The organism is Prochlorococcus sp. RS04, assembly GCF_001989455.1.
In the GTDB taxonomy this organism is placed as follows: Bacteria; Cyanobacteriota; Cyanobacteriia; order PCC-6307; family Cyanobiaceae; genus Prochlorococcus_A.
This window is the reverse complement of record NZ_CP018346.1, coordinates 1,461,968-1,481,551: the sequence shown is the minus strand read 5'-3', so window position 1 is coordinate 1,481,551 and position 19,584 is coordinate 1,461,968. Positions and strand designations below refer to the sequence as shown.

18 protein-coding genes are annotated in these 19,584 nt (G+C 30.8%); 8 read left to right on the top strand and 10 right to left on the bottom strand.

The window, feature by feature from the left end:
- The first annotated feature begins 9 nt into the window (after positions 1 to 9).
- A complete protein-coding gene (locus tag BS621_RS08155) occupies positions 10 to 867 on the top strand; it encodes a phosphatidate cytidylyltransferase (protein ID WP_077142464.1) in 858 nt (285 codons plus the stop codon).
- A 12-nt stretch (positions 868 to 879) separates the two neighbouring features.
- Here BS621_RS08155 and BS621_RS08150 read toward each other — a convergent pair whose 3' ends face one another.
- The 4 genes from BS621_RS08150 to rimI form a co-directional block, all read right to left on the bottom strand.
- Positions 880 to 1,779: an alpha/beta fold hydrolase gene (locus BS621_RS08150; protein ID WP_077142696.1), complete on the bottom strand. Its 900-nt coding sequence runs from the start codon at positions 1,777 to 1,779 to the stop codon at positions 880 to 882.
- 7 nt (positions 1,780 to 1,786) lie between these two features.
- Positions 1,787 to 2,878 (bottom strand): iron-containing alcohol dehydrogenase, encoded by a 1,092-nt coding sequence (locus BS621_RS08145; RefSeq protein ID WP_077142463.1) that lies wholly within the window; start codon positions 2,876 to 2,878, stop codon positions 1,787 to 1,789.
- A 15-nt stretch (positions 2,879 to 2,893) separates the two neighbouring features.
- Positions 2,894 to 5,419, bottom strand: a complete 2,526-nt coding sequence (locus BS621_RS08140) for an ATP-dependent Clp protease ATP-binding subunit (RefSeq protein ID WP_077142462.1) — start codon at positions 5,417 to 5,419, stop codon at positions 2,894 to 2,896.
- A gap of 179 nt (positions 5,420 to 5,598) precedes the next feature.
- Positions 5,599 to 6,039 (bottom strand): ribosomal protein S18-alanine N-acetyltransferase, encoded by a 441-nt coding sequence (gene rimI / locus BS621_RS08135; protein ID WP_077142461.1) that lies wholly within the window; start codon positions 6,037 to 6,039, stop codon positions 5,599 to 5,601.
- Between the two features lie 87 nt (positions 6,040 to 6,126).
- On the opposite strand from rimI, the gene lysA reads away from it, so the two are divergent.
- Genes lysA through BS621_RS08105 form a run of 6 tightly spaced genes read left to right on the top strand, consistent with a single transcriptional unit; the run spans position 6,127 to position 11,698 of the window.
- Positions 6,127 to 7,500 (top strand): diaminopimelate decarboxylase, encoded by a 1,374-nt coding sequence (gene lysA / locus BS621_RS08130; protein WP_077142460.1) that lies wholly within the window; start codon positions 6,127 to 6,129, stop codon positions 7,498 to 7,500.
- A 28-nt stretch (positions 7,501 to 7,528) separates the two neighbouring features.
- On the top strand, positions 7,529 to 8,437 hold the full coding sequence (gene cdaA, locus BS621_RS08125) for a diadenylate cyclase CdaA (protein WP_077142459.1): 909 nt from the start codon (positions 7,529 to 7,531) through the stop codon (positions 8,435 to 8,437).
- A 3-nt stretch (positions 8,438 to 8,440) separates the two neighbouring features.
- A complete protein-coding gene (locus BS621_RS08120) occupies positions 8,441 to 9,244 on the top strand; it encodes an isoprenyl transferase (RefSeq protein WP_077142458.1) in 804 nt (267 codons plus the stop codon).
- 5 nt (positions 9,245 to 9,249) lie between these two features.
- Positions 9,250 to 10,257, top strand: a complete 1,008-nt coding sequence (gene bioB / locus BS621_RS08115; protein ID WP_077142457.1) for a biotin synthase BioB — start codon at positions 9,250 to 9,252, stop codon at positions 10,255 to 10,257.
- The gene (gene trhO, locus BS621_RS08110) at positions 10,254 to 11,186 is read left to right on the top strand and encodes an oxygen-dependent tRNA uridine(34) hydroxylase TrhO (protein ID WP_077142456.1); all 933 of its coding nucleotides are present in this window, start codon (positions 10,254 to 10,256) and stop codon (positions 11,184 to 11,186) included. The genes bioB and trhO overlap by 4 nt, the downstream gene beginning before the upstream one ends.
- Positions 11,187 to 11,197: 11 nt before the next feature.
- Positions 11,198 to 11,698, top strand: a complete 501-nt coding sequence (locus BS621_RS08105) for a hypothetical protein (protein WP_077142455.1) — start codon at positions 11,198 to 11,200, stop codon at positions 11,696 to 11,698.
- Here the strand turns inward: BS621_RS08105 and lipA are convergent.
- Positions 11,695 to 12,594: a lipoyl synthase gene (lipA, locus tag BS621_RS08100; RefSeq protein WP_077142454.1), complete on the bottom strand. Its 900-nt coding sequence runs from the start codon at positions 12,592 to 12,594 to the stop codon at positions 11,695 to 11,697. The two genes, BS621_RS08105 and lipA, sit on opposite strands and share 4 nt — an antisense overlap.
- A 3-nt stretch (positions 12,595 to 12,597) precedes the next feature.
- On the bottom strand, positions 12,598 to 13,197 hold the full coding sequence (gene recR / locus BS621_RS08095; RefSeq protein ID WP_032524580.1) for a recombination mediator RecR: 600 nt from the start codon (positions 13,195 to 13,197) through the stop codon (positions 12,598 to 12,600).
- A gap of 103 nt (positions 13,198 to 13,300) precedes the next feature.
- Here recR and psbP point away from each other — a divergent pair, with 103 nt between their 5' ends.
- Positions 13,301 to 13,858 carry a photosystem II reaction center PsbP gene (gene psbP / locus BS621_RS08090; RefSeq protein ID WP_025933705.1) on the top strand — a complete coding sequence of 186 codons (558 nt, stop codon included), beginning with the start codon at positions 13,301 to 13,303 and terminating at the stop codon, positions 13,856 to 13,858.
- Positions 13,859 to 13,872: 14 nt separating this feature from the next.
- On the opposite strand, the gene BS621_RS08085 is transcribed toward psbP, so the two are convergent.
- The 4 genes from BS621_RS08085 to BS621_RS08070 form a co-directional block, all read right to left on the bottom strand.
- Positions 13,873 to 15,645 (bottom strand): ABC transporter ATP-binding protein, encoded by a 1,773-nt coding sequence (locus tag BS621_RS08085; protein WP_077142453.1) that lies wholly within the window; start codon positions 15,643 to 15,645, stop codon positions 13,873 to 13,875.
- Between the two features lie 11 nt (positions 15,646 to 15,656).
- The gene (locus BS621_RS09685) at positions 15,657 to 15,812 is read right to left on the bottom strand and encodes a hypothetical protein (RefSeq protein WP_225866694.1); all 156 of its coding nucleotides are present in this window, start codon (positions 15,810 to 15,812) and stop codon (positions 15,657 to 15,659) included.
- A 147-nt stretch (positions 15,813 to 15,959) separates the two neighbouring features.
- On the bottom strand, positions 15,960 to 17,741 hold the full coding sequence (locus tag BS621_RS08075; RefSeq protein WP_077142451.1) for a DEAD/DEAH box helicase: 1,782 nt from the start codon (positions 17,739 to 17,741) through the stop codon (positions 15,960 to 15,962).
- Positions 17,742 to 17,879: 138 nt separating this feature from the next.
- The gene (locus BS621_RS08070; RefSeq protein WP_077142450.1) at positions 17,880 to 19,583 is read right to left on the bottom strand and encodes an AAA family ATPase; all 1,704 of its coding nucleotides are present in this window, start codon (positions 19,581 to 19,583) and stop codon (positions 17,880 to 17,882) included.
- Position 19,584: the final 1 nt, after the last annotated feature.

Below are 19,584 nucleotides of genomic sequence, written 5' to 3'. Positions count from 1 at the left end.
CAATTTCATATGAGATTAAGAAGCGGATTAATTATAGGAATTTTTGGTTTAATTGTTGTTTTGTTGGGGGGATGGTTTTTTACGTTGGCAACTGCGTTGCTTACATATTTAGCATTATTAGAATTTTTTAGAATGGCAGAATTTAAAGGAATAAGACCAGCTACAAAAACTACATTATTTTCGTCCTTTATTATTATAGTTTCTACCTATCTTGAGACCATTGGTGTGCTTGAAGGCGAAATCTCAAATTCAATTTTGCCTATCTGTTCAGTTGGAATATGTACTTGGTTACTTTTGCAACCAAAACCTGGGACAATTTCAGATATTGCAGCATCTATTTTTGGATTATTCTATTTAGGTTTTTTACCCAGTTACTGGATTAAGTTAAGGGGATTAGATTCAGTGATAATAGATTCAACTCAGGGTTTTATGTCGCTTGAAAACTTATCAAATACTACAGGTCTTCATTTAACTTTAACTTCTTGTTTTTTAATTGTAGCTAGTGATATTGGTTCTTATTTCATTGGGAAGTCATTTGGTAAAACATCTCTATCTCCAATATCTCCGAGCAAAACTATAGAAGGTTTAATTGGAGGAATATCCTGTTCAATTTTACTAGCAATATTTTTCGCATTTTTAATGAATTGGGAAAATCCATTAATTGTTGGAACAATTTATGGAATTTCAATTTCTCTTATGGCATTAGTTGGAGATTTAATTGAATCTATGATGAAGAGAGACGCAAAAATAAAAGATTCCGGAACTTTTTTACCCGGACATGGAGGGATTCTTGACAGAATTGACAGTTACATCTTTACTCCATCTGTTTTGTACTATATTTTTATAATTCTCAAGTATCTAAATTAATTAAGAAATCTTTTATTCCAAAAAATAATCTTGGATAATTTTACTAGATAATGATGGAAGATCTATATGTGGAAGATGACCGCAATTTTGTAACCCTACAAAATTTAATTTTTCGATATTTCCTATTTTTTTAATCTCTTTTTTTCCAAGAATTCGATCATTTTCTCCACATAATGTTTTAGTTGGTATATTTTGAATATATTTTTGAGTTCCTGCAAACCCACCACTTTTTGCAAATGATGCAAGTGAATTCCTCCATCCTTTACAACCTAAATGAATTGAAGCAATTTGCTCTTCCATCTTACCAACGCATTCATCTGGGAAAGCAAATGCTTGCCTACAAAGACTTTTTCTGACCTGAGGCAATCCAAGAAATGAGGCGCCAATTTGGTTAAGAGGAAAAGGAATACTCTTAGGTTCTCCAAACAATCCGGCAGGGGACAAAAGGATAATTTTATCAATAGAATCAGGAATTTCATAAGCAAGTTTTAAAGCTGTTGAGCCCCCCATAGAGGCACCTATAATTTTTAGATTCTTTGTTATTTTTAATGTCTTAAGGAGATCAATTAAATGAGAAATTATTTTCGAGGAATTGTATTCATTTGTTGCGCACCTGGGACTAAAACCAAAACCCAGAAGATCAGGAATAATAACTTGAAAATTTCTTTTTAGTGATTTATATATTCTTCTGAATTCTAAAAAACTACTATCAAAGCCATGAAGAAGAATTATAGGTTGGCCCTTTCCTCCCATAACTACTGGGAATTTTAAGGAGTTCCAATTTTGGCTGAGTTTTATCCACTTAACATCATTTGCCAAATAAAGACCTAAAGGATCTAATAGTGATAATTTGGCACTTTCAAAAAATTCTGCATTTAAATCACTTAATTGTTCAAAATTATTATTAGTCAAAAAATATTTATGTTTTAATTTTTTGTTGCTCAAAATTTGAAATAACCTCTATTATATCTCTTTTATTAATTTCAAAAGGCAAAAAGTGAATCTCCGATTTATCTCGACAAGTAAAATCAGCAATTTTCTCTAAATTATTATTTTCAAAAACATTTATTCCAAGTTGTCCGATAGTAGTTGGCAAATTCAATTCTTTCATAAGTACAAATAATTGTTTAATTAATTGATCAGCTAATTTATTATTATTTTTCATTTCTTCTAGTTTTAGTTGCAATAATAATCCAACCCCAACAATCTCACCATGTAAGAATTCATTAGGAGTGATTATCTGAGTAATTGCATTATGAATAGCATGTGCTGCTGCAGTCCTACATTTTTCTCCACCAATACCGCCAACTAATCCTGCTGTAAGTCCACATGCCTCTACAGTATTTTGCCAAGATGGATTATTTTCAAATTGACCCTTAAATGCTTTTCCTCCATCAATTAATAGTTGATCTCTTAAAACTCTTGATATCTGAATTGCTTGTTGAACAAGACCATCATCTATTTTTGAGCTTGTTATTGAAGATTCGTACCATTTTGCCAACGCATCTGCTATGCCACTTGCAAGTGTTCTTGATGGAGCTGTTTGAATAAATTTATGATCAAAAACTAGTATTTTCGGACAAGATCTTAATGCGACATCCTTTATGAATTGACCATGCTTAGTATATATATTTGATAAAGCTGTCCAACCTGCACATGTAGAGGCGCTAAGAGGGACTGTAATACAAGGGATATCTAGAGAATCAGCTATATATTTTCCAGAATCTAGAACTTTTCCACCTCCAGCTGCGATAACAGAATCATTATTATTATTTGAAATGATATTCTTTACTCTTGAAATATCTTCGTGACAACAATCAAAGTGTAAATTAGCAGAATTAACATTTAGATTTTGATTTTTTAAATCATTAAAAATATTATTTCTTAAATTATTCGTTTGAACCCCTCTACCTAGAATTAATGGACTTTTTGTTATTTTAGTAATCTTAGGTAAAGATTCTTCCCAAGCATAATTTCCCCTATATATAGTTTCTGGAGAGATTGACTGCATATTTAATTTGAATGATTAGAAGTTAGCACCTGCTAGTTCTTGAGAAGATTCTTCAGAAGAAATATTTATTGTAACTTTTTTATTATCATCTATATCAACTAAAGCATTATCTCCATCTTTTATTCTCCCAGAAAGAACTTCTTCAGCCAAACTATCTTCGAGTAAACGCATAACTGCCCTTCTCAAAGGTCTTGCTCCATATGAAGGATTATAACCTTCTTCAACAAGTCTTTCTTTGAAAGCATCGGTGACATTTAATTTAATGCCTTTATCTTGTAATCTAACAAAAACTTCTTGCAACATAATTTCAGCAATTTCTTTAACTTCATTTTTAGTTAGTTGTCTGAAAACAATTATTTCATCAAGTCTATTTAAAAATTCAGGCCTAAAGTATTGTTTAAGTTCTTCATTAACTAGTGATTTAATTCTATTATATTGGCTATCTTCAACTGAATCACCTGAGAATTCGAATCCTAGTCCACCGCCTCCTTTCTCGATAACTTTTGAACCAATATTAGAGGTCATGATTAACAATGTATTTTTAAAATCTACAGTCCTTCCTTTGGAATCAGTTAATCTTCCGTCTTCAAGTAGTTGCAATAATAAGTTGAAGACATCTGGATGAGCCTTTTCTACCTCATCAAATAAAACAACGGTATAAGGACGTCTTCTAACAGCTTCAGTAAGCTGACCACCTTCATTAAAACCAACATAACCAGGAGGCGAACCTATAAGTTTACTAACTGTATGTCTTTCCATAAATTCTGACATATCTAATCTGATCATTGCTTCTTCACTACCGAAGAAATAGGAAGCTAAAGATTTAGTCAATTCAGTTTTACCAACACCAGTAGGACCAGAGAAAATAAAACTTGCGATAGGTCTATTAGGATTTTTTAATCCAACTCTTGCTCTTCTTATAGCTCTTGAAACAGCCTTTACAGCTTCATCTTGCCCAATTAGCCTTTGGTGAAGTGTTTCCTCCATATTAAGAAGCTTGACTGATTCAGTTTCTGTTAATTTTTGAACAGGAACACCTGTCCATGAGGCAACAATATGTGCTACATCCTCTTCACTAACAAGGGGGCTTTGTAAAAGTTTTGAATCACTTTTTACAGAATTATCAACATCAGTTTGATCTCCAGCCGCAGTTTCTTTTTTATTATCCAATACCTCTTTAATTTTTGCAGACAATTCCATCTCTTTTTCACGTAATTGGCCGGCTTGATCGAAATTTTGATCTCTTACAGATTCTTCCTTCTGTTTTTGGACTTGTCTTAGTTCTCTATCTATTTGTTTTGCTTCAGGCGGAAGTTTAGAATTTATTAAACGTACTCTACTTCCAGCCTCGTCGATGAGGTCAATGGCCTTATCCGGTAAAAATCTGTCAGATATATAACGATCCCCTAAATGAGCGGCGGCTTCTAGCGCATCATCAGTAATTTTTAGACGATGATGTTGTTCGTAACGCTCTCTTAGACCTTTTAAAATTTCTATTGTATCTTCTATAGATGGTTCACCTACCATTACAGGCTGGAATCTTCTTTCTAGAGCAGCATCTCTTTCAATATGTTTTCTATATTCATCAAGAGTTGTTGCTCCAATACATTGAAGTTCCCCTCTAGCTAATGCTGGCTTGAGTATATTTGCTGCATCTATAGCCCCTTCAGCCGCACCAGCCCCAATTAAAGTATGTACTTCATCTATAACAAGAATAACGTTACCTGCTGATTTAATTTCTTCCATTATTTTTTTTAACCTTTCTTCAAATTCACCTCTATATTTTGTTCCTGCTACTAAAAGACCTATATCAAGAGTCAAAACTCTTTTATCTTCAAGTATGTCTGGAATATCCCCAGTTTGTATTCTTTGAGCTAAACCTTCTGCGATAGCTGTTTTACCTACACCTGGCTCCCCAATAAGAACAGGATTATTTTTTGTCCTCCTACCTAGTATTTGAACTACACGGTCTATCTCTGAATGGCGTCCAACGACTGGATCTAATTTTGATTCACTTGCTAATTTTGTTAAATTTGTTCCGAATTCATCAAGAGTAGCAGTTTTTAAGTTGCCCTTGGTTGTATTAGTCCCTGTGCCAACTTCGGCTGTTTCACCAAGCATCCTTATAACTTGAGTTCTAACTTTTGTAAGGTCAATATTAAGATTTTCAAGAACTCTTGCAGCTACACCTTCACCTTCTCTTATTAAACCTAACAATAAATGTTCCGTACCAATGTAATTGTGGCCAAGTTGACGAGCCTCTTCTAAAGACAGTTCTAAAACTCTTTTAGCCCTAGGTGTAAAAGGTATTTCTACAGCTACAAAACCTGATCCTCTGCCTATTATCTTTTCCACCTCTATCCTTGAGTCTTTTAAATTAACTCCTAGTGATTTAAGTACTTTCGCTGCGACCCCAGTTCCTTCTCCAATTAACCCCAAAAGAATTTGTTCAGTTCCAACAAAATTATGACCAAGTCTTCTAGCTTCCTCTTGAGCAAGCATGATGACCTTTATAGCCTTTTCTGTAAATCTTTCAAACATTAGAAGATTAAATTCCTACTAATAACCTACCAGTAATATGTCAGTTTTGTGTTCAGAATGAGCTTTTGTGAATACCCAAAAGTATAATTTATCAAATTAAATTGAACTTTTTTAATGATATAGCAATAAATTATAGTAATTTCAAGGATTCTGGTTATCCGAACATTTAAATTTTTACATTATTTTGTTGTTAATTTTTTTTCTTTTAAAAGAGCATGTGAACCATCTTTATAATAATTTTTTCTTATTCCCACAGTAGAAAAATCAAAGCGACTATAAAATCTTTCAGCAGTAACATTGCTCTGAGAAACTTCTAATAGTAATTTCCTTAAATTTAATTTTTCACATTTTTTTATTAAATAGCTCATAAGATAAGATCCAAATCCCTTTTTTCTAAATTTCTTATTTACTACAAAATAATTTATTTGAGCTTCATCAATAACAACTTGAAAAACACATATGCCAATGACTAAATTTTCAATTAATAATCCAAAGATTTTTGTACCATCTTTTTTGAATTCGTTAGACCATTGTTCTCTACTCCAGAGCGAAATCGTATTTGAATCTAATTCATAACATAAATCAATATCTTTTTTATTTATTTGTTTAATAGATATCATTTATTATGTATTTATATCTAGAAAGTTCAAATCTAAAGTCATTATAAAATATGACAGTTTTGGCAAAGCTTTATTAAAAGTTCTCCCATGGAAGAAAAACAATCTTTTTTAAAACAAAAAATTGACTTGGAAAGTCCTAACAGAAATATTGTTCCTATTTCAACATTCATTGAAGGAGATGGGAAATTGTCAGTTGGTGGATGTTCTATTGAAGAACTTGTTAAAAAATATGATTCTCCTCTTTATATCTTAGATGAAATCACTTTAAGAAATTCTTGTAAAGCGTACAAAAAATCATTAGAAAAATATTACCCAGGAAAATCCTTGCCCATATATGCTTCTAAGGCAAATAGTTCCATATTCATGAGTAGTCTTGTTTCCTCTGAAGGTTTAGGACTTGATGCTGTTTCAGAAGGAGAACTATTAACCGCTATTAAAGGTGGAGTTCCAAATGAAAAAATTGTTTTTCATGGTAACAACAAATCAGACAAAGAATTAGAATTCGCAGTTAGAAATAATATTAAGGTTATTGTAGATAATGATTACGACTTAGAAAGATTAGATGAGATCTCAAATTCATTTAATCATGATTTAGAAATAATGATTCGCTTTACTCCTGGGATAGAATGTCATACACATGAATATATTAGAACTGGATCATTTGATAGCAAATTTGGTTTCGGAATAGAATATTTAAATATATTATTCAACAGAATCAGCAATACAAAATACCTAAAATTAAAAGGTTTACATGCTCATATTGGTTCACAGATTTTTGAACTTGACCCTCATAAGGATCTGGGAGAAATAATGGTAAAGGTTATCTTAGACGCCAAAAAATTTGGTCATAATATTGAGGAACTAAATGTTGGAGGGGGTTTAGGTATCAGGTATACAGAAAGTGATGATCCCCCTTCAATAGATGAATGGGTTAAAACAATTTCTTCTTCCGTTGTTGAAGCTTGTAAAAAATACAACTTAGATTTTCCCACATTAATGTGCGAACCTGGTAGATCTATTGTATCTACAGCAGGTATAACCATTTACAAAATTGGAGCATTTAAAGAAATTCCCGGTATCAGAACATATTTATCTGTTGATGGTGGTATGAGTGATAATCCAAGACCAATTACATATCAATCAAATTATTCTGCATGTTTAGTAAGTAATCCATTAAATATTAATTCCAAAAATAAATACACTATTGCTGGTAAGCACTGCGAATCGGGTGATGTTTTGTTTAAGGAAATTGAACTCGCAGAATGTAAAACCGGAGATCTTATATGTGTTTTTGGTACTGGTGCATATAATAACTCAATGAGTTCTAACTACAACAGAATTCCAAGACCTGCTGCTCTATTAGTTAAAGATGGAGAGGCAGAAATTATTCAAAAAAGAGAAACCCCATTGGATCTTTTAAAATATGACGTATTACCTGATCGCTTTATCAAACAAAATTAGGTACATTTAAATTAATTTTGTTTTTAGTGTGAATTTCTGGGGGATTATAAATTTAAAGGTTTTATTAGATGTCTTATTTGCTGTTGGTTTCGGACTATTATTATTCTCTAGAGTAAAAGAACAACGGACATTATGGCTTCTAAGAGGATATTTGTTTTTAGTATCATCCGCATGGTTTATTCAAAGATATGCATACTTACCACTAACAACAAAATTAATTGATGCTTTAGTCCTCGCTTGCTCCCTCTCATTAGCGATCCTTTGGCAAGGAGAGTTAAGAAGATTAATGGAATTACTAGGCACAGGGAGGCTAGCTGTATTACTTGGGAATCCACCAAAGGAATTTAGAGCAACTTCAACTACTATTACTCAATTAGTTGATACTGCCGGTAAACTCTCTCAAAATAGAAGAGGTGCTTTAATCGTTGTAGATTTGGGAAGTGATTTAAGACCTGAAGATTTTTTATATTCAGGAACCAATATTGAGGCACAATTATCAACTGACCTTTTAATAAATCTTTTTGCTACAGATACGCCTTTACATGATGGAGCAGTTCTTGTGAAAGGAAATAAAATAATTTCTGCTGGCGTAATACTTCCTCTCTCAAGACAAGGAATAAGTAGATATGGCACAAGACATTTAGCAGCATTAGGAATTACAGAAAGATTTGACAGATGTATTTGTATTGTTGTTTCTGAAGAAACAGGTACGTTATCATTAGCAAACCAAGGCAAACTCGAAAGGCCAATTACTAGCAGCAGGTTACAAGAACTTCTCGCAAATTTGATTGGAAATCAAAACTCTATGGGAGGAAATAAAGCATCTTTAAGTAAAAATGTTTCATCCCAAAAAGCGGGCTCGAGTGATAATATCATCAATGATATTAATAAAAAAGAGTCAGAAAAACCAGAAATTTTTATTAACAAACAGGATTAACTAATGAGTTTAGAAAAAGCATTAGACAATAAAATTACTGACTTATTAATGAAAATAGATAAGCAAAAATTACCCAAGCATGTAGCAATAATTATGGACGGCAATGGGAGATGGGCGACTAGAAAAGGTTTGCCACGATCATTTGGACATAAACAGGGCGTTAGTGTATTAAAAAAAATTCTCAAAGCTGCAAAAAATTTAGGTTGTGAAGTAATTACTGTTTATGCATTTTCAACTGAGAATTGGGCAAGACCAACAAAAGAAGTTGATTTTCTTATAAATCTTTTTAGCGAAGTTCTAAAAAATGAAATTAAAGAGATACATGAAGAATCAACCAAAATAAAATTTATTGGAGATTTAACTCCTTTCCCAAAAAATTTAAAAGAAATAATATCTAGTTCAGAATCACTTACTAAAAACAACAATAAATTTTTATTCAATGTTTGTGTTAATTACGGAGGGAGACAAGAAATAGTAAAAGTAGCAAAAAAACTAGCATTAAAATCTTCTTCTGGGGAAATAAAACCCAGTGAAATTAATGAAGAATTATTTAATTCAGAGTTATTAACTAGAGGGATTAAAGATCCAGAATTACTAATAAGAACTAGTGGTGAAAAAAGGATAAGTAATTTTTTATTATGGCAATTAGCATATTCAGAAATTTATATATCTGACGTACTTTGGCCAGAGTTCAATGAGCATGAATTTCTTAAAGCAATAATTGATTACCAATCAAGAAATAGACGTTTCGGCGGTATAGAATCATTACCAAATGAATCTTTTGAAGATTCTCAATATATTTCCTAATAAAAATGGCTAATTCGAATAATCAGTTATTAAAAGAAATTAGGTTCGATTGGAAAAAAGAGGAGATTTTGGAAATACTTAATATGCCTCTTATTGATTTAATGTGGGAATCACAAACAGTTCACAGGAAATTTAACAAATACGATATTCAATTAGCATCATTGTTCAGCGTAAAAACTGGGGGATGTGAGGAAAATTGTTTGTACTGTAGCCAATCAATTTATAGTGCCAGCGAAATCAAAAGTCATCCACAGTTTCAAGTTGAAGAGGTTTTAGCAAGGGCTCAAGTAGCAAAAAATGAGGGTGCAGATAGGTTTTGTATGGGTTGGGCGTGGAGAGAAATTAGGGATGGGAAATCTTTTAATGCAATGTTGGAGATGGTGAGCGGTGTAAGAGATTTAGGGATGGAAGCATGCGTTACTGCTGGGATGCTTACCGAAGAACAAGCTTTAAGACTGGCTGATGCAGGTTTAACTGCGTATAACCACAATCTTGATACTAGTCCCGAGCATTATAAAAATATTATTACGACTAGAACTTATCAAGACAGACTAGATACTATCAAAAGAGTAAGGAATGCAGGAATAAATGTTTGTTGTGGAGGAATAATAGGCTTGGGGGAAACTAATGGCGATAGAGCATCTCTTTTGGAAGTGCTTTCAAACATGAATCCGCACCCGGAAAGTGTTCCTATAAATTCATTAGTAGCTATTGAAGGCACTGGTTTAGAAGATAATAAAGAAATTGATTCTATTGAAATGATAAGGATGATAGCTACAGCAAGAATTCTTATGCCTAAAAGTAAAATAAGACTAAGTGCAGGGAGAGAAAAGCTTTCAAAAGAAGCACAAATATTGTGTTTTCAATGTGGGGCAAATTCAATTTTTTATGGAGATGAGTTACTCACAACTTCAAATCCATCTTTTCAATCAGATAGAAAACTTCTTAAAGAGGTTGGAGTATCATTTAACAAAGATTTTGAAACTTGTGAAAAAACATTATCTTCTTTATGAAAGGCAAAAATTATAAAATAGTTTCTCTTTACTCTTTCTTCCCATTTCAAGAAAACTTAATTCTTGATCTAAAAAATAAATTATTAGAAATCGAAAATGAATACGATCTTTCAGGTTTATTTATTTTTGCTAGTGAGGGCATTAATGGAACTATTTGTGCTGAGAAAAATGTAATTGACATTGTTATCAATTTACTTAATAAATATGCAGATAATAGAAACTTGAATATTAAGGTAAACTTTTCAAAAAACAAAATCTTCAAAAAATTAAAAATAAAAATCAAGAAAGAAATAGTTACAATGGGAGTCCCTGAAATAAACCCTCTAGAAAATAATGGGACCTATATTGACTCAGCTAATTGGAATAAGTTAATTAAAAATCAAAATACAATAGTCATTGATACTAGAAATAATTATGAAGTGTCTATAGGTACATTTCAGAACTCTATAAACCCAAATACAAAAAACTTTAGCGAATTCCCCAAGTGGGTAGATGATCATTTAGATACCCTTTTAGAAAATAAAGAGTCTACAAATATAGCAATGTTTTGTACCGGAGGAATAAGATGTGAAAAAGCTACTACTTTGCTTAAAAAGAAAGGTTATAAAAATATATATCACCTACAAGGGGGTATCCTTCAATACCTTGATGATATACCAAAAGAAAAAAACTTATTTGAAGGTGAATGTTATGTTTTTGATAAAAGAGTTGCTTTAGACCAAGAATTAGAAAAAGGCTCATACTCGATTTGTCATGCATGTGGCATGCCAGTTTCGATTAAAGATCAAGAAAGAAAAGAATATAGAAAGGGTATCCAATGTCATTTTTGCATAGATCAATTCAGTGATGATGATAGGAAAAGGTTTGAAGAGAGACAAAAACAGATTGATAGATTAAAAGTGGAAAATCATAAAATCCAAAAGGACTAATTTTCAAAATCATGAAGGTTGAAGAACTAGAAAAATTAGCAGGTAACATTGGATTATTAATTAAAATTCAAGTTAGAGAAACTCTCGGATTATGTTTCTTTAGAATCGTTATAGCAGAACAGAAAGATAACATCATTAAGATTTGGGCAGAAATGAAAGGTTGGACTTATTTCAATAAACAAGGTATTCAGCTTGATACATTAAGAATACTTAGTAAAGCGCCTGCTTTTGTTTCGGAATTAATATGGGCAACAACTATGGCTTGGGCAATTGAAAAAAAATCAAGCAACAAAGCAAGACTTTTAGCTATTTTTGATAGTGAAGGCTATAGTAAAAAACTTGTAAGGTATTTCAAGTTAATAGGATTTAAAATTGTAAAAGAAGTTGGTTCTAGCCCAGTAGATCTTTTATTGAGATTGGTTTGGGGAGGTGCAGGCACACTTATGAACGGGGAATGTATTTCCATATTGAAAAAACTTGAAAAGAAACTCTCTTTAATTGAAGAAAGTTAACCTGCATGATAACTACTTCTAACTAACGGGCCAGAAGATACTTTCTTGAATCCTAATTCCTTAGAGAAGCGATATAAATATTCAAACTCTGATGGATCCCAATATTTCTTAACTGCCAAATGATTGAAAGAGGGCCTTAAATATTGGCCAATTGTAATTTGATCACAATCTATTTTTTTGAGATCGCAAATTGTATTTTTTATTTCATCCAATGTTTCCCCAAGACCTAACATAATTCCTGATTTAGTTTGAATATGAGGAGCAATATCTTTTGACTTTTTTAGTAAATTTAGGGATTTTTTGTAATTTGCACCTCTCCTAACTTCTTTTTGCAGTCTTTCAACAGTTTCAAGATTATGATTAAAGCATATTGGATCTTTTTCTAATATCATCTTCAATCTCTCAGTCTGAAGATTATTAGTTTCATTAAAATTTTTGCCCCCACCCCATAAATCTGGAGTTAAAACCTCTATCTTAATTGTTGAATCAATTTTTCTAATCTCATCAATTGTAGATATAAATAAATTTGCACCATGATCAGGGAGATCGTCTCTAGCCACAGATGTCAAAACAACATAATTCAAATTTAGTACTTTTACTGCTTCAGCGACTTGAGTACATTCATCAAGATTGATAGAACTAGGTCTACCTTTATTTACCTGACAAAAAGCACATGAACGAGAACATATCGATCCACCAAGTAAGAAAGTGGCTGTTCCTGAGGCATAACATTCTGCTCTATTTGGACATCTTGCTTCTTCACAAATAGTATGAATATTTGATTTTTTGATGAGAGTTTGTATTTTTTCGAACTCTGAGGCTTTACTAATAGGAAATTTTATCCAGGAGGGAAGTCTTAATGTTTTTTCTTTCTTGATTAGATTATTGTCTCTCATTGTCTAATTTAGTTTTGTTCTTCCTTCTAAGGCCCTTGCAAGTGTAACTTCATCCACATATTCAAGTTCACTCCCCATTGGGAGCCCATATGCAATCCTCGTAACTTTAGTAAAAGGGGCTAATAATTTTCCAATATAAAGACTTGTTGTATCTCCCTCAACACTGGGGGTCAATGCCAATATGATCTCATCTATTTCAGACTTACTAACTCTTTCTACCAAGCTTCTTATTTCTAAGAGTTCGGGACCTACAGAATCCATTGGGGATATTAAACCACCAATAACATGGTAAACACCTTTAAATTCTCTGGCACGCTCCAAAGCAAGCAAATCTTTGGTTTCTGCTACTACACAAATTAGTTTTTGATTTCTTTCAGTATTTCTACAAATTTCACATTCATCTTCTGAAGTCAAATTGAAACATTTTTTGCAACGACCTACATTACTATGTGCTTCTAACAGAGCCTTTGAAAAATCTCTTATTGTACTTTCAGGTTGTTTTAAAATAAACAGGGCTAATCGTTGCGCTGTTCTTGGACCAATCCCTGGGAATTTCTCAAAATGACCGATTAATTTTGAAAGTGGTTTGGTATAAGTAATCAAAATTAAACTATTTCTAGAGATAATTTAGACGCAAAATTCCGAATTGCCATAATTGTTTGCTTTTAATGTCTTATTATGTTTTTAGTTAGTAATTTCAAACAAAATGAAAAATATTAAATTTAACCCTTTCAAATATTTATTTTTGGTTTTTTTGTGCTTAACACTGAGTGCTTGTAGTGGCGGACTAAATGCGGGATTAGAAGCTTATCAAAGTCCAGATGGTAGATATGCCTTTTTGTATCCAACAGGATGGACTAGAGTAAAAGTCGATGGAGGTCCTGAAATTATTTATCATGATTTAATAAATAGTAATGAGACCTTAAGTTTAGTTATTTCTGATGTCAATAAAGAGGTTCAATTAGAGCAATTAGGAAGCCCAAGTGAAGTAGGTCAAACATTAATTGATAAAGTTATTGCTCCCGAAGGTTCAGGTAGAGAAGTAAAACTTATAAATGCCAATAAGAGGGAGGCATCCAATCATATTTTTTATGATTTAGAGTATGAATTAAATTTAAATGCACAGGCAAGACATGAATTAGCTACTGTCGTAATTGATAGAGGAACACTTTACACTTTCGCTGTGGGGACAAATGAAGAAAGGTGGAATAAAGTTGACGGTATGTTTAGTAACGTAATTGAATCATTTAACTTCTTAATATAGTTTAGAAATTCATACTAGATTCCTACTTGAACATTCCACAAATCAGCATATATTTTGTTCTGATCTAATAGTTTTTCATGTTTTCCGCTTTCAACTATTTTACCTTTATCAATAACTACAATATTATCAGCATTTTTTATAGTGCTTAACCTATGAGCTATTACTATAGTTGTTCTTTCTTTTGTGATTTTAGATAACGATTTTTGAATTAAAGCCTCTGTTTCATTATCAACTGAAGCTGTAGCTTCATCTAATATTAATATTGGAGCATCCTTTAAAACAGCTCTCGCTAAGGCAATTCTTTGACGTTGACCGCCTGAGAGCCTTTGGCCCCTTTCTCCCACTATAGTTTTATAACCATCTGGTAATTGTTCAATAAATTTATGAGCTTCCGCAATCTTTGAAGCTTTAATAATATCTTTAAGACTTGGGTTGATTGAGCCATAAGCAATATTTTCTTGTACACTGCCATGAAATAAATAAGTTTCTTGACTTACTAAAGAGATACACTTTCTTAAATCCCTCAAATTTATTTCTTTAATAGTTACCCCATCCAAGGTTATTGACCCATTATTACTATCATAAATTCTAAGTAGTAGTTTTATTATTGTACTTTTACCAGAACCTGTTAAACCAACAATTCCTAATGTTGAGTTATTTTCAATTTTGAAATTTATGTTTTTTAAAGTTAAATCTCGTCCAGGATAATTAAAATTTATATTATTAAAAATAATTTCTCCTTTGATATCTTTAGGTTCAATTCTTATTTTTCCATCTTTTATTTTTATAGGCGTATCTATGAGATCAATTACTCTATCTATTGAAGCCATAGATCTCTGAAAATCATCTAAAACATGCCCCAAAGTAGTTAAAGGCCATAATAGTCTTTGTGTAATAAACACTAAAAAACTATAAGTACCTACATCAAGTGTCTTATTCCAAGTTTGGAAACCTCCAATTAATAGAATCGCTATAAAAGCAAATAAAATTGCAAATCTTATAAGAGGGATAAAAGCAGAAGATAATTTTATTGCAGCCTTATTACTTCTTTGATATTCGAGACTTTCTTTATTTAATCTATTTAGTTCCCATTTTTCTTTAGTAAAACTTTTTATGGTTAGAATTCCACTTAAATTATTATTAAGCCTTGATGCCAACAGTCCAGCTTTATTTCTAACATCTCTGTATTTTGGAGCAAGCTTCCTTTGAAATTTAATTGATCCTAAAAATATAATTGGGATAGGAAAGAAAGCAAATAAAGCGATTTTTGGAGCGACAAAAATCATAGTGCCCCCAATTATCAAGACAGTTATAAATAACTGAATAATTTGATTAGCCCCTTGGTCTAGAAATCTCTCGAGTTGATTTATATCATCATTCAAAATAGATAATAGCCTTCCAGTATTATCATTTTCAAAAAAATCCATATCTAATTCCTGGATATGCTCATAAGCTTTTATTCTTAATTTATGTTGCGATAGCTGCGCCAAATTTCTCCACAAAATTGAATATAAATATTCAAATGAGGATTCACCAGACCAAACTATTCCTGAAGCAAATGCAAGAAAAATCAATTGTGCTGGAACTTCTTTTATTCCAAAACCAGCAATCCAAGAATTCTGTTCCTTAACAACAATATCCACTGCAAGACCAATTATTACAGGGGGAGCTAAATCTAATATTTTATTAATTATGGAACTAAGAAAAGCAAAAAATAGTAACCTTCTTTCCTCAATCAGATTTAAATAAAGTCTAATTATTGGATTTTGTTTGTTCTTCGACCTCATAAAAATAATAATTAAATTTTTCTTTTGTGATTTAAATTTTCTTTAGTTTCTAATTTACATTTTGTTTTTGCATCTTGATGACTTGCAGTTTGCATAAATTCTTCGTAGTAACAAGCACAAGTTTCATTCGCAATTTCTTCACTATATACCATTTTTGCATTCATCATTTCCTCTTTGACACTCTGAAGACAAAATAATTTTATGATTGAATTTTGTTTCGTTTGAGCTAAATAATAACTATTAAAGGAGTTGAATAGTATTATCAGATTCACAAAAATAAAGAAATTATATTTGCTAGCTTTCATTCTCTATCACTAGTTTCTGACTTTAATTTTTTTTAATTTATTTTTAGTTTCTCTATGCAGATCTCTGGGTAAATCTACCAAACTGTAATCATTAAAAATCTGTATCTTACCTATGGATCTACCATTTATATTAGTTGAATTACAGATTGAGGATATAATATTTGCAACTCTAACTCCATCAAATTTACCAAAGTTAAATTTGTAGGTTTCAAAAGAATCATTTTGATAATTATTTCTTCTATTTGAATTTCTCATACGATTATTACTATTTCTATTTGATCTATTTCGATCAGTATTATTTTGTTTATTAATCCATGAATCATCGTCATTAACAAAAAATGATTTATTACCTATTACTAAATTAATCGCCGCCATTGCAATATTTGAGTCATCCATAGAGTATTTTTCTTTTAAATTATCTAGTACATCAATAATCAAAGCTTTATTTTCTTCATTTTCATCTTTAGTTAAAGAACTCTCATTAACATTATCAATAAGTTTCTCCATCCTTTTTTCATTTATTATTTTATTACTTGGTATATTAATTTCTTCAATCTTGGTTCTTGTTGAGTTTTCTAAGTTTCTTAGAAAATGTTTTTCTCTTTGATTAACAAATAAAATTGCTTCTCCTGATCTGCCTGCCCTTCCAGTTCTTCCAATTCTATGAGTATATGTTTCCTTGTCAAAAGGAAAATCGTAATTAACAACAAGTTTTATCCTCTCAACATCTAATCCTCTAGCTGCGACATCAGTTGCAACAAGAATATTAATAAATCCTTTTTTCAATCTATCTACAGTATTTTCTCTTTGATTTTGAGGTATATCTCCATTAAGTACTGCCACAGTATGACCTGAATTCTCTAAAGCTTCGGCTATTGAAGTAGTAAGTAGTTTTGTCCTAACAAAAATAATAACTCCCTCGTTATTAAGTTCTAGTATTCTTTTTAAGGCATCTAACTTATGATGCCTTTGAACATATAGAAATTTTTGCGAAATTAATTGAGTTTCTTTTTTGACACTTTTGATAAATATTTCGGCGGGATCATTTAGATATTTTTTTGCTATATTTCTTATCTCACTAGGCATTGTTGCTGAAAACAATACCATCTGCTTATTTTCCGGAAGTTGATCTATTATCCATTCAATATCTTCAAGAAAACCCATATTTAACATTTCATCTGCCTCATCTAAAACAAGACAATTTATATCTTTAATTTTAAAAGTCCCCTGCCTTATATGATCCATTATTCGGCCCGGGGTACCAACTACTACATCAACTTTTCTTTTCAATGCAGAAATTTGATTTCGATAGTCGGTACCTCCATATATTGCAACCGTCTTAAAATTACTAGATTCAGAACTATAACTTTTAAAAGATTCTGCCACTTGAGTTGCTAATTCTCTTGTAGGAGTCATAACTAAAACCTTGGCATTTAATTCTTTATTATCTGTAAGTTTTTCTATTAATGGTAATGCGAAAGCTGCAGTCTTTCCTGTTCCTGTTTGTGCTTGGCCTAGCAAATCCCTCCCTAACATTAGTTCGGGAATTGCAGCTTTTTGAATGGGAGTTGGATTTTTATATCCTTTATTTATTAACGCGTTTAAGATTGACTGATTAAACCCAAAATCGAGAAATCCATTCTCATTATCATCTCCTTTCGATACTTCCAATAGTTGAGATTCAACTTCTTTTTTGTTATCTAAGTTCTTGTACTCTAGTAGGAAAGAATCTTCATTCTGAGAATTTTCCTGCTCACTACCAAGAGAGTTACTATCTTTTTTCAAATTCATTTTAAATGCCTAATAATCTTCTGATTAGGCATTCAACAAATATCTAAATTGACTTAAATTGTTGATTAGCCTTACAGAGCCGAATTATTAATCTAACATCCTGGGGTTAAGATATTACTAATTTTTCAAAAATAAAATTTAATTTAAATAATATATATTTAAAGATTTTTTTGCTCTTGTAACAGCAGTATAAAATAACCTTCTTTCAAAATTATCTCTGCAAAAGATATTTTGATTATCTTTTTTTTCTTTTACAGCATATTGATTTCTTCTATAATTTTGGGACCACAAAATGTTTACTTTTTCAGATTCACTTCCTTGAGATTTATGAATAGTAATGGCTATTGCTGGTACAACATTTTCTAAATTAGATGGATCAATTAGTGCGACAATTTCTTCGTTCTTATCATTAAATTTTCTAAAAAGATATTTTCTTTTATTTTTTAAACCTATAAGTACTCCGATATCCCCATTTGACAAACCAAGTTCATTATTATTTTTTGTACACATGATCGGGACACCCTCTTTAAGAGTTTTAAGGTCAAAGGGTTTTTTTTGACCAAAAACAATTTCATTCAAATATTCAACACTCCATATTCCGGTATTTTTTTCGCATAAAATCAAGTGACTTTGTAAATCCAGAAATATCTTATCTACTAAATCTTTTTCATTAAGCAATAAATTATCAATACTCTTATCAAATATATATTTTTTTTTACTTAAATTTGAAGTTGAAATATTTAACTGTTTTAAATGACTTGTAATCGAAAATAATAAATCTTTTGGAATATCTTTTTCTGTACTCTTTGAAATAGTAATTTCTTTTGAATTATTATCTTTTTCTAATTCTTTTATCTTTTGATTAAGTAAAGAAAAATCATTTTTAAATATTAAACTACTAATTAATGCTATATCTCCACTATTTCTATAAGTTTTTTCTAAATTTACTACACAAGATTTAATTGAGCTATTATCGGAATATTCAAACAAATAATTCCATATAGAACAGTTATTTACTGGAGACAATTGATTTTTATCTCCAACTAAAATAATCTTACAGTCCTTTGCTAGCAAATTTAAAACTGATTCAATCAAATCGATATTAACCATTGACATTTCATCAATTATGAAAATATCAAGCTCTTTTAGTTTAAATTTCAACTTAAGAGATTTATTTTGAGAATTTAAAATCCATCTATGTAAAGTTTGAAATTCTAATTGGTCTAGAAATTTGCTAAAGGAAATATTTTTTTTATCATTAAGAGCTTCTTTTAAACGAGCTGTTGCTTTACCAGTTGGAGCAGATAAACCAATATTTAAAAAGTTATCAATTTGAAGGAGTTCTAGTATTAACTTTATTATTAAAGTGGTTTTACCAGTACCTGGTCCTCCTTGAAGGAAAACTAAGTTTGAAAATTTAAATATATTTTTAATTTGATCAATTTTATTATCATCTTTATTAATAATTGAGTTCATTGAATTATCGGTATCTATTTTTTTTAAAAATGAATTAATAACTCTTTCTATCTTTTTTGACCATTTTGATAAGGTTAATTTTCTATTTACTAATACGAATGGAGAATGAAGGGAACCAATCAAACCTATTTTTTTTAGAACATCTATATGTTTATTGGGCCAGCCATCTTCAAATAATTCAAAGATTATTAAACTATTATCAACATCAATAATAGTTTCACCATTTTTTTCAAACTCTAATAAAATTCTTATTACATCTTTTACGAAATTTCCATATTTTTTTTCACTAAATTTGAAAATACCTAAGATTAAATTAAATATATGATCGTATTGGAACTTTTCAATATCTGTATTAAATTTAGTCATT

What these genes read in the sequence shown, in the direction of transcription:
- BS621_RS08155 (WP_077142464.1), top strand. Translation starts at nt 10, where the DNA reads ATGAGATTAAGAAGCGGATTAATTATAGGAATTTTTGGTTTAATTGTT.
- BS621_RS08145 (WP_077142463.1), bottom strand. Translation starts at nt 2,878, where the DNA reads ATGCAGTCAATCTCTCCAGAAACTATATATAGGGGAAATTATGCTTGG.
- BS621_RS08140 (WP_077142462.1), bottom strand. Translation starts at nt 5,419, where the DNA reads ATGTTTGAAAGATTTACAGAAAAGGCTATAAAGGTCATCATGCTTGCT.
- rimI (WP_077142461.1), bottom strand. Translation starts at nt 6,039, where the DNA reads ATGATATCTATTAAACAAATAAATAAAAAAGATATTGATTTATGTTAT.
- lysA (WP_077142460.1), top strand. Translation starts at nt 6,127, where the DNA reads ATGGAAGAAAAACAATCTTTTTTAAAACAAAAAATTGACTTGGAAAGT.
- BS621_RS08120 (WP_077142458.1), top strand. Translation starts at nt 8,441, where the DNA reads ATGAGTTTAGAAAAAGCATTAGACAATAAAATTACTGACTTATTAATG.
- bioB (WP_077142457.1), top strand. Translation starts at nt 9,250, where the DNA reads ATGGCTAATTCGAATAATCAGTTATTAAAAGAAATTAGGTTCGATTGG.
- trhO (WP_077142456.1), top strand. Translation starts at nt 10,254, where the DNA reads ATGAAAGGCAAAAATTATAAAATAGTTTCTCTTTACTCTTTCTTCCCA.
- BS621_RS08105 (WP_077142455.1), top strand. Translation starts at nt 11,198, where the DNA reads ATGAAGGTTGAAGAACTAGAAAAATTAGCAGGTAACATTGGATTATTA.
- lipA (WP_077142454.1), bottom strand. Translation starts at nt 12,594, where the DNA reads ATGAGAGACAATAATCTAATCAAGAAAGAAAAAACATTAAGACTTCCC.
- psbP (WP_025933705.1), top strand. Translation starts at nt 13,301, where the DNA reads ATGAAAAATATTAAATTTAACCCTTTCAAATATTTATTTTTGGTTTTT.
- BS621_RS08085 (WP_077142453.1), bottom strand. Translation starts at nt 15,645, where the DNA reads ATGAGGTCGAAGAACAAACAAAATCCAATAATTAGACTTTATTTAAAT.
- BS621_RS09685 (WP_225866694.1), bottom strand. Translation starts at nt 15,812, where the DNA reads ATGATGAATGCAAAAATGGTATATAGTGAAGAAATTGCGAATGAAACT.
- BS621_RS08075 (WP_077142451.1), bottom strand. Translation starts at nt 17,741, where the DNA reads ATGAATTTGAAAAAAGATAGTAACTCTCTTGGTAGTGAGCAGGAAAAT.
- BS621_RS08070 (WP_077142450.1), bottom strand. Translation starts at nt 19,583, where the DNA reads ATGACTAAATTTAATACAGATATTGAAAAGTTCCAATACGATCATATA.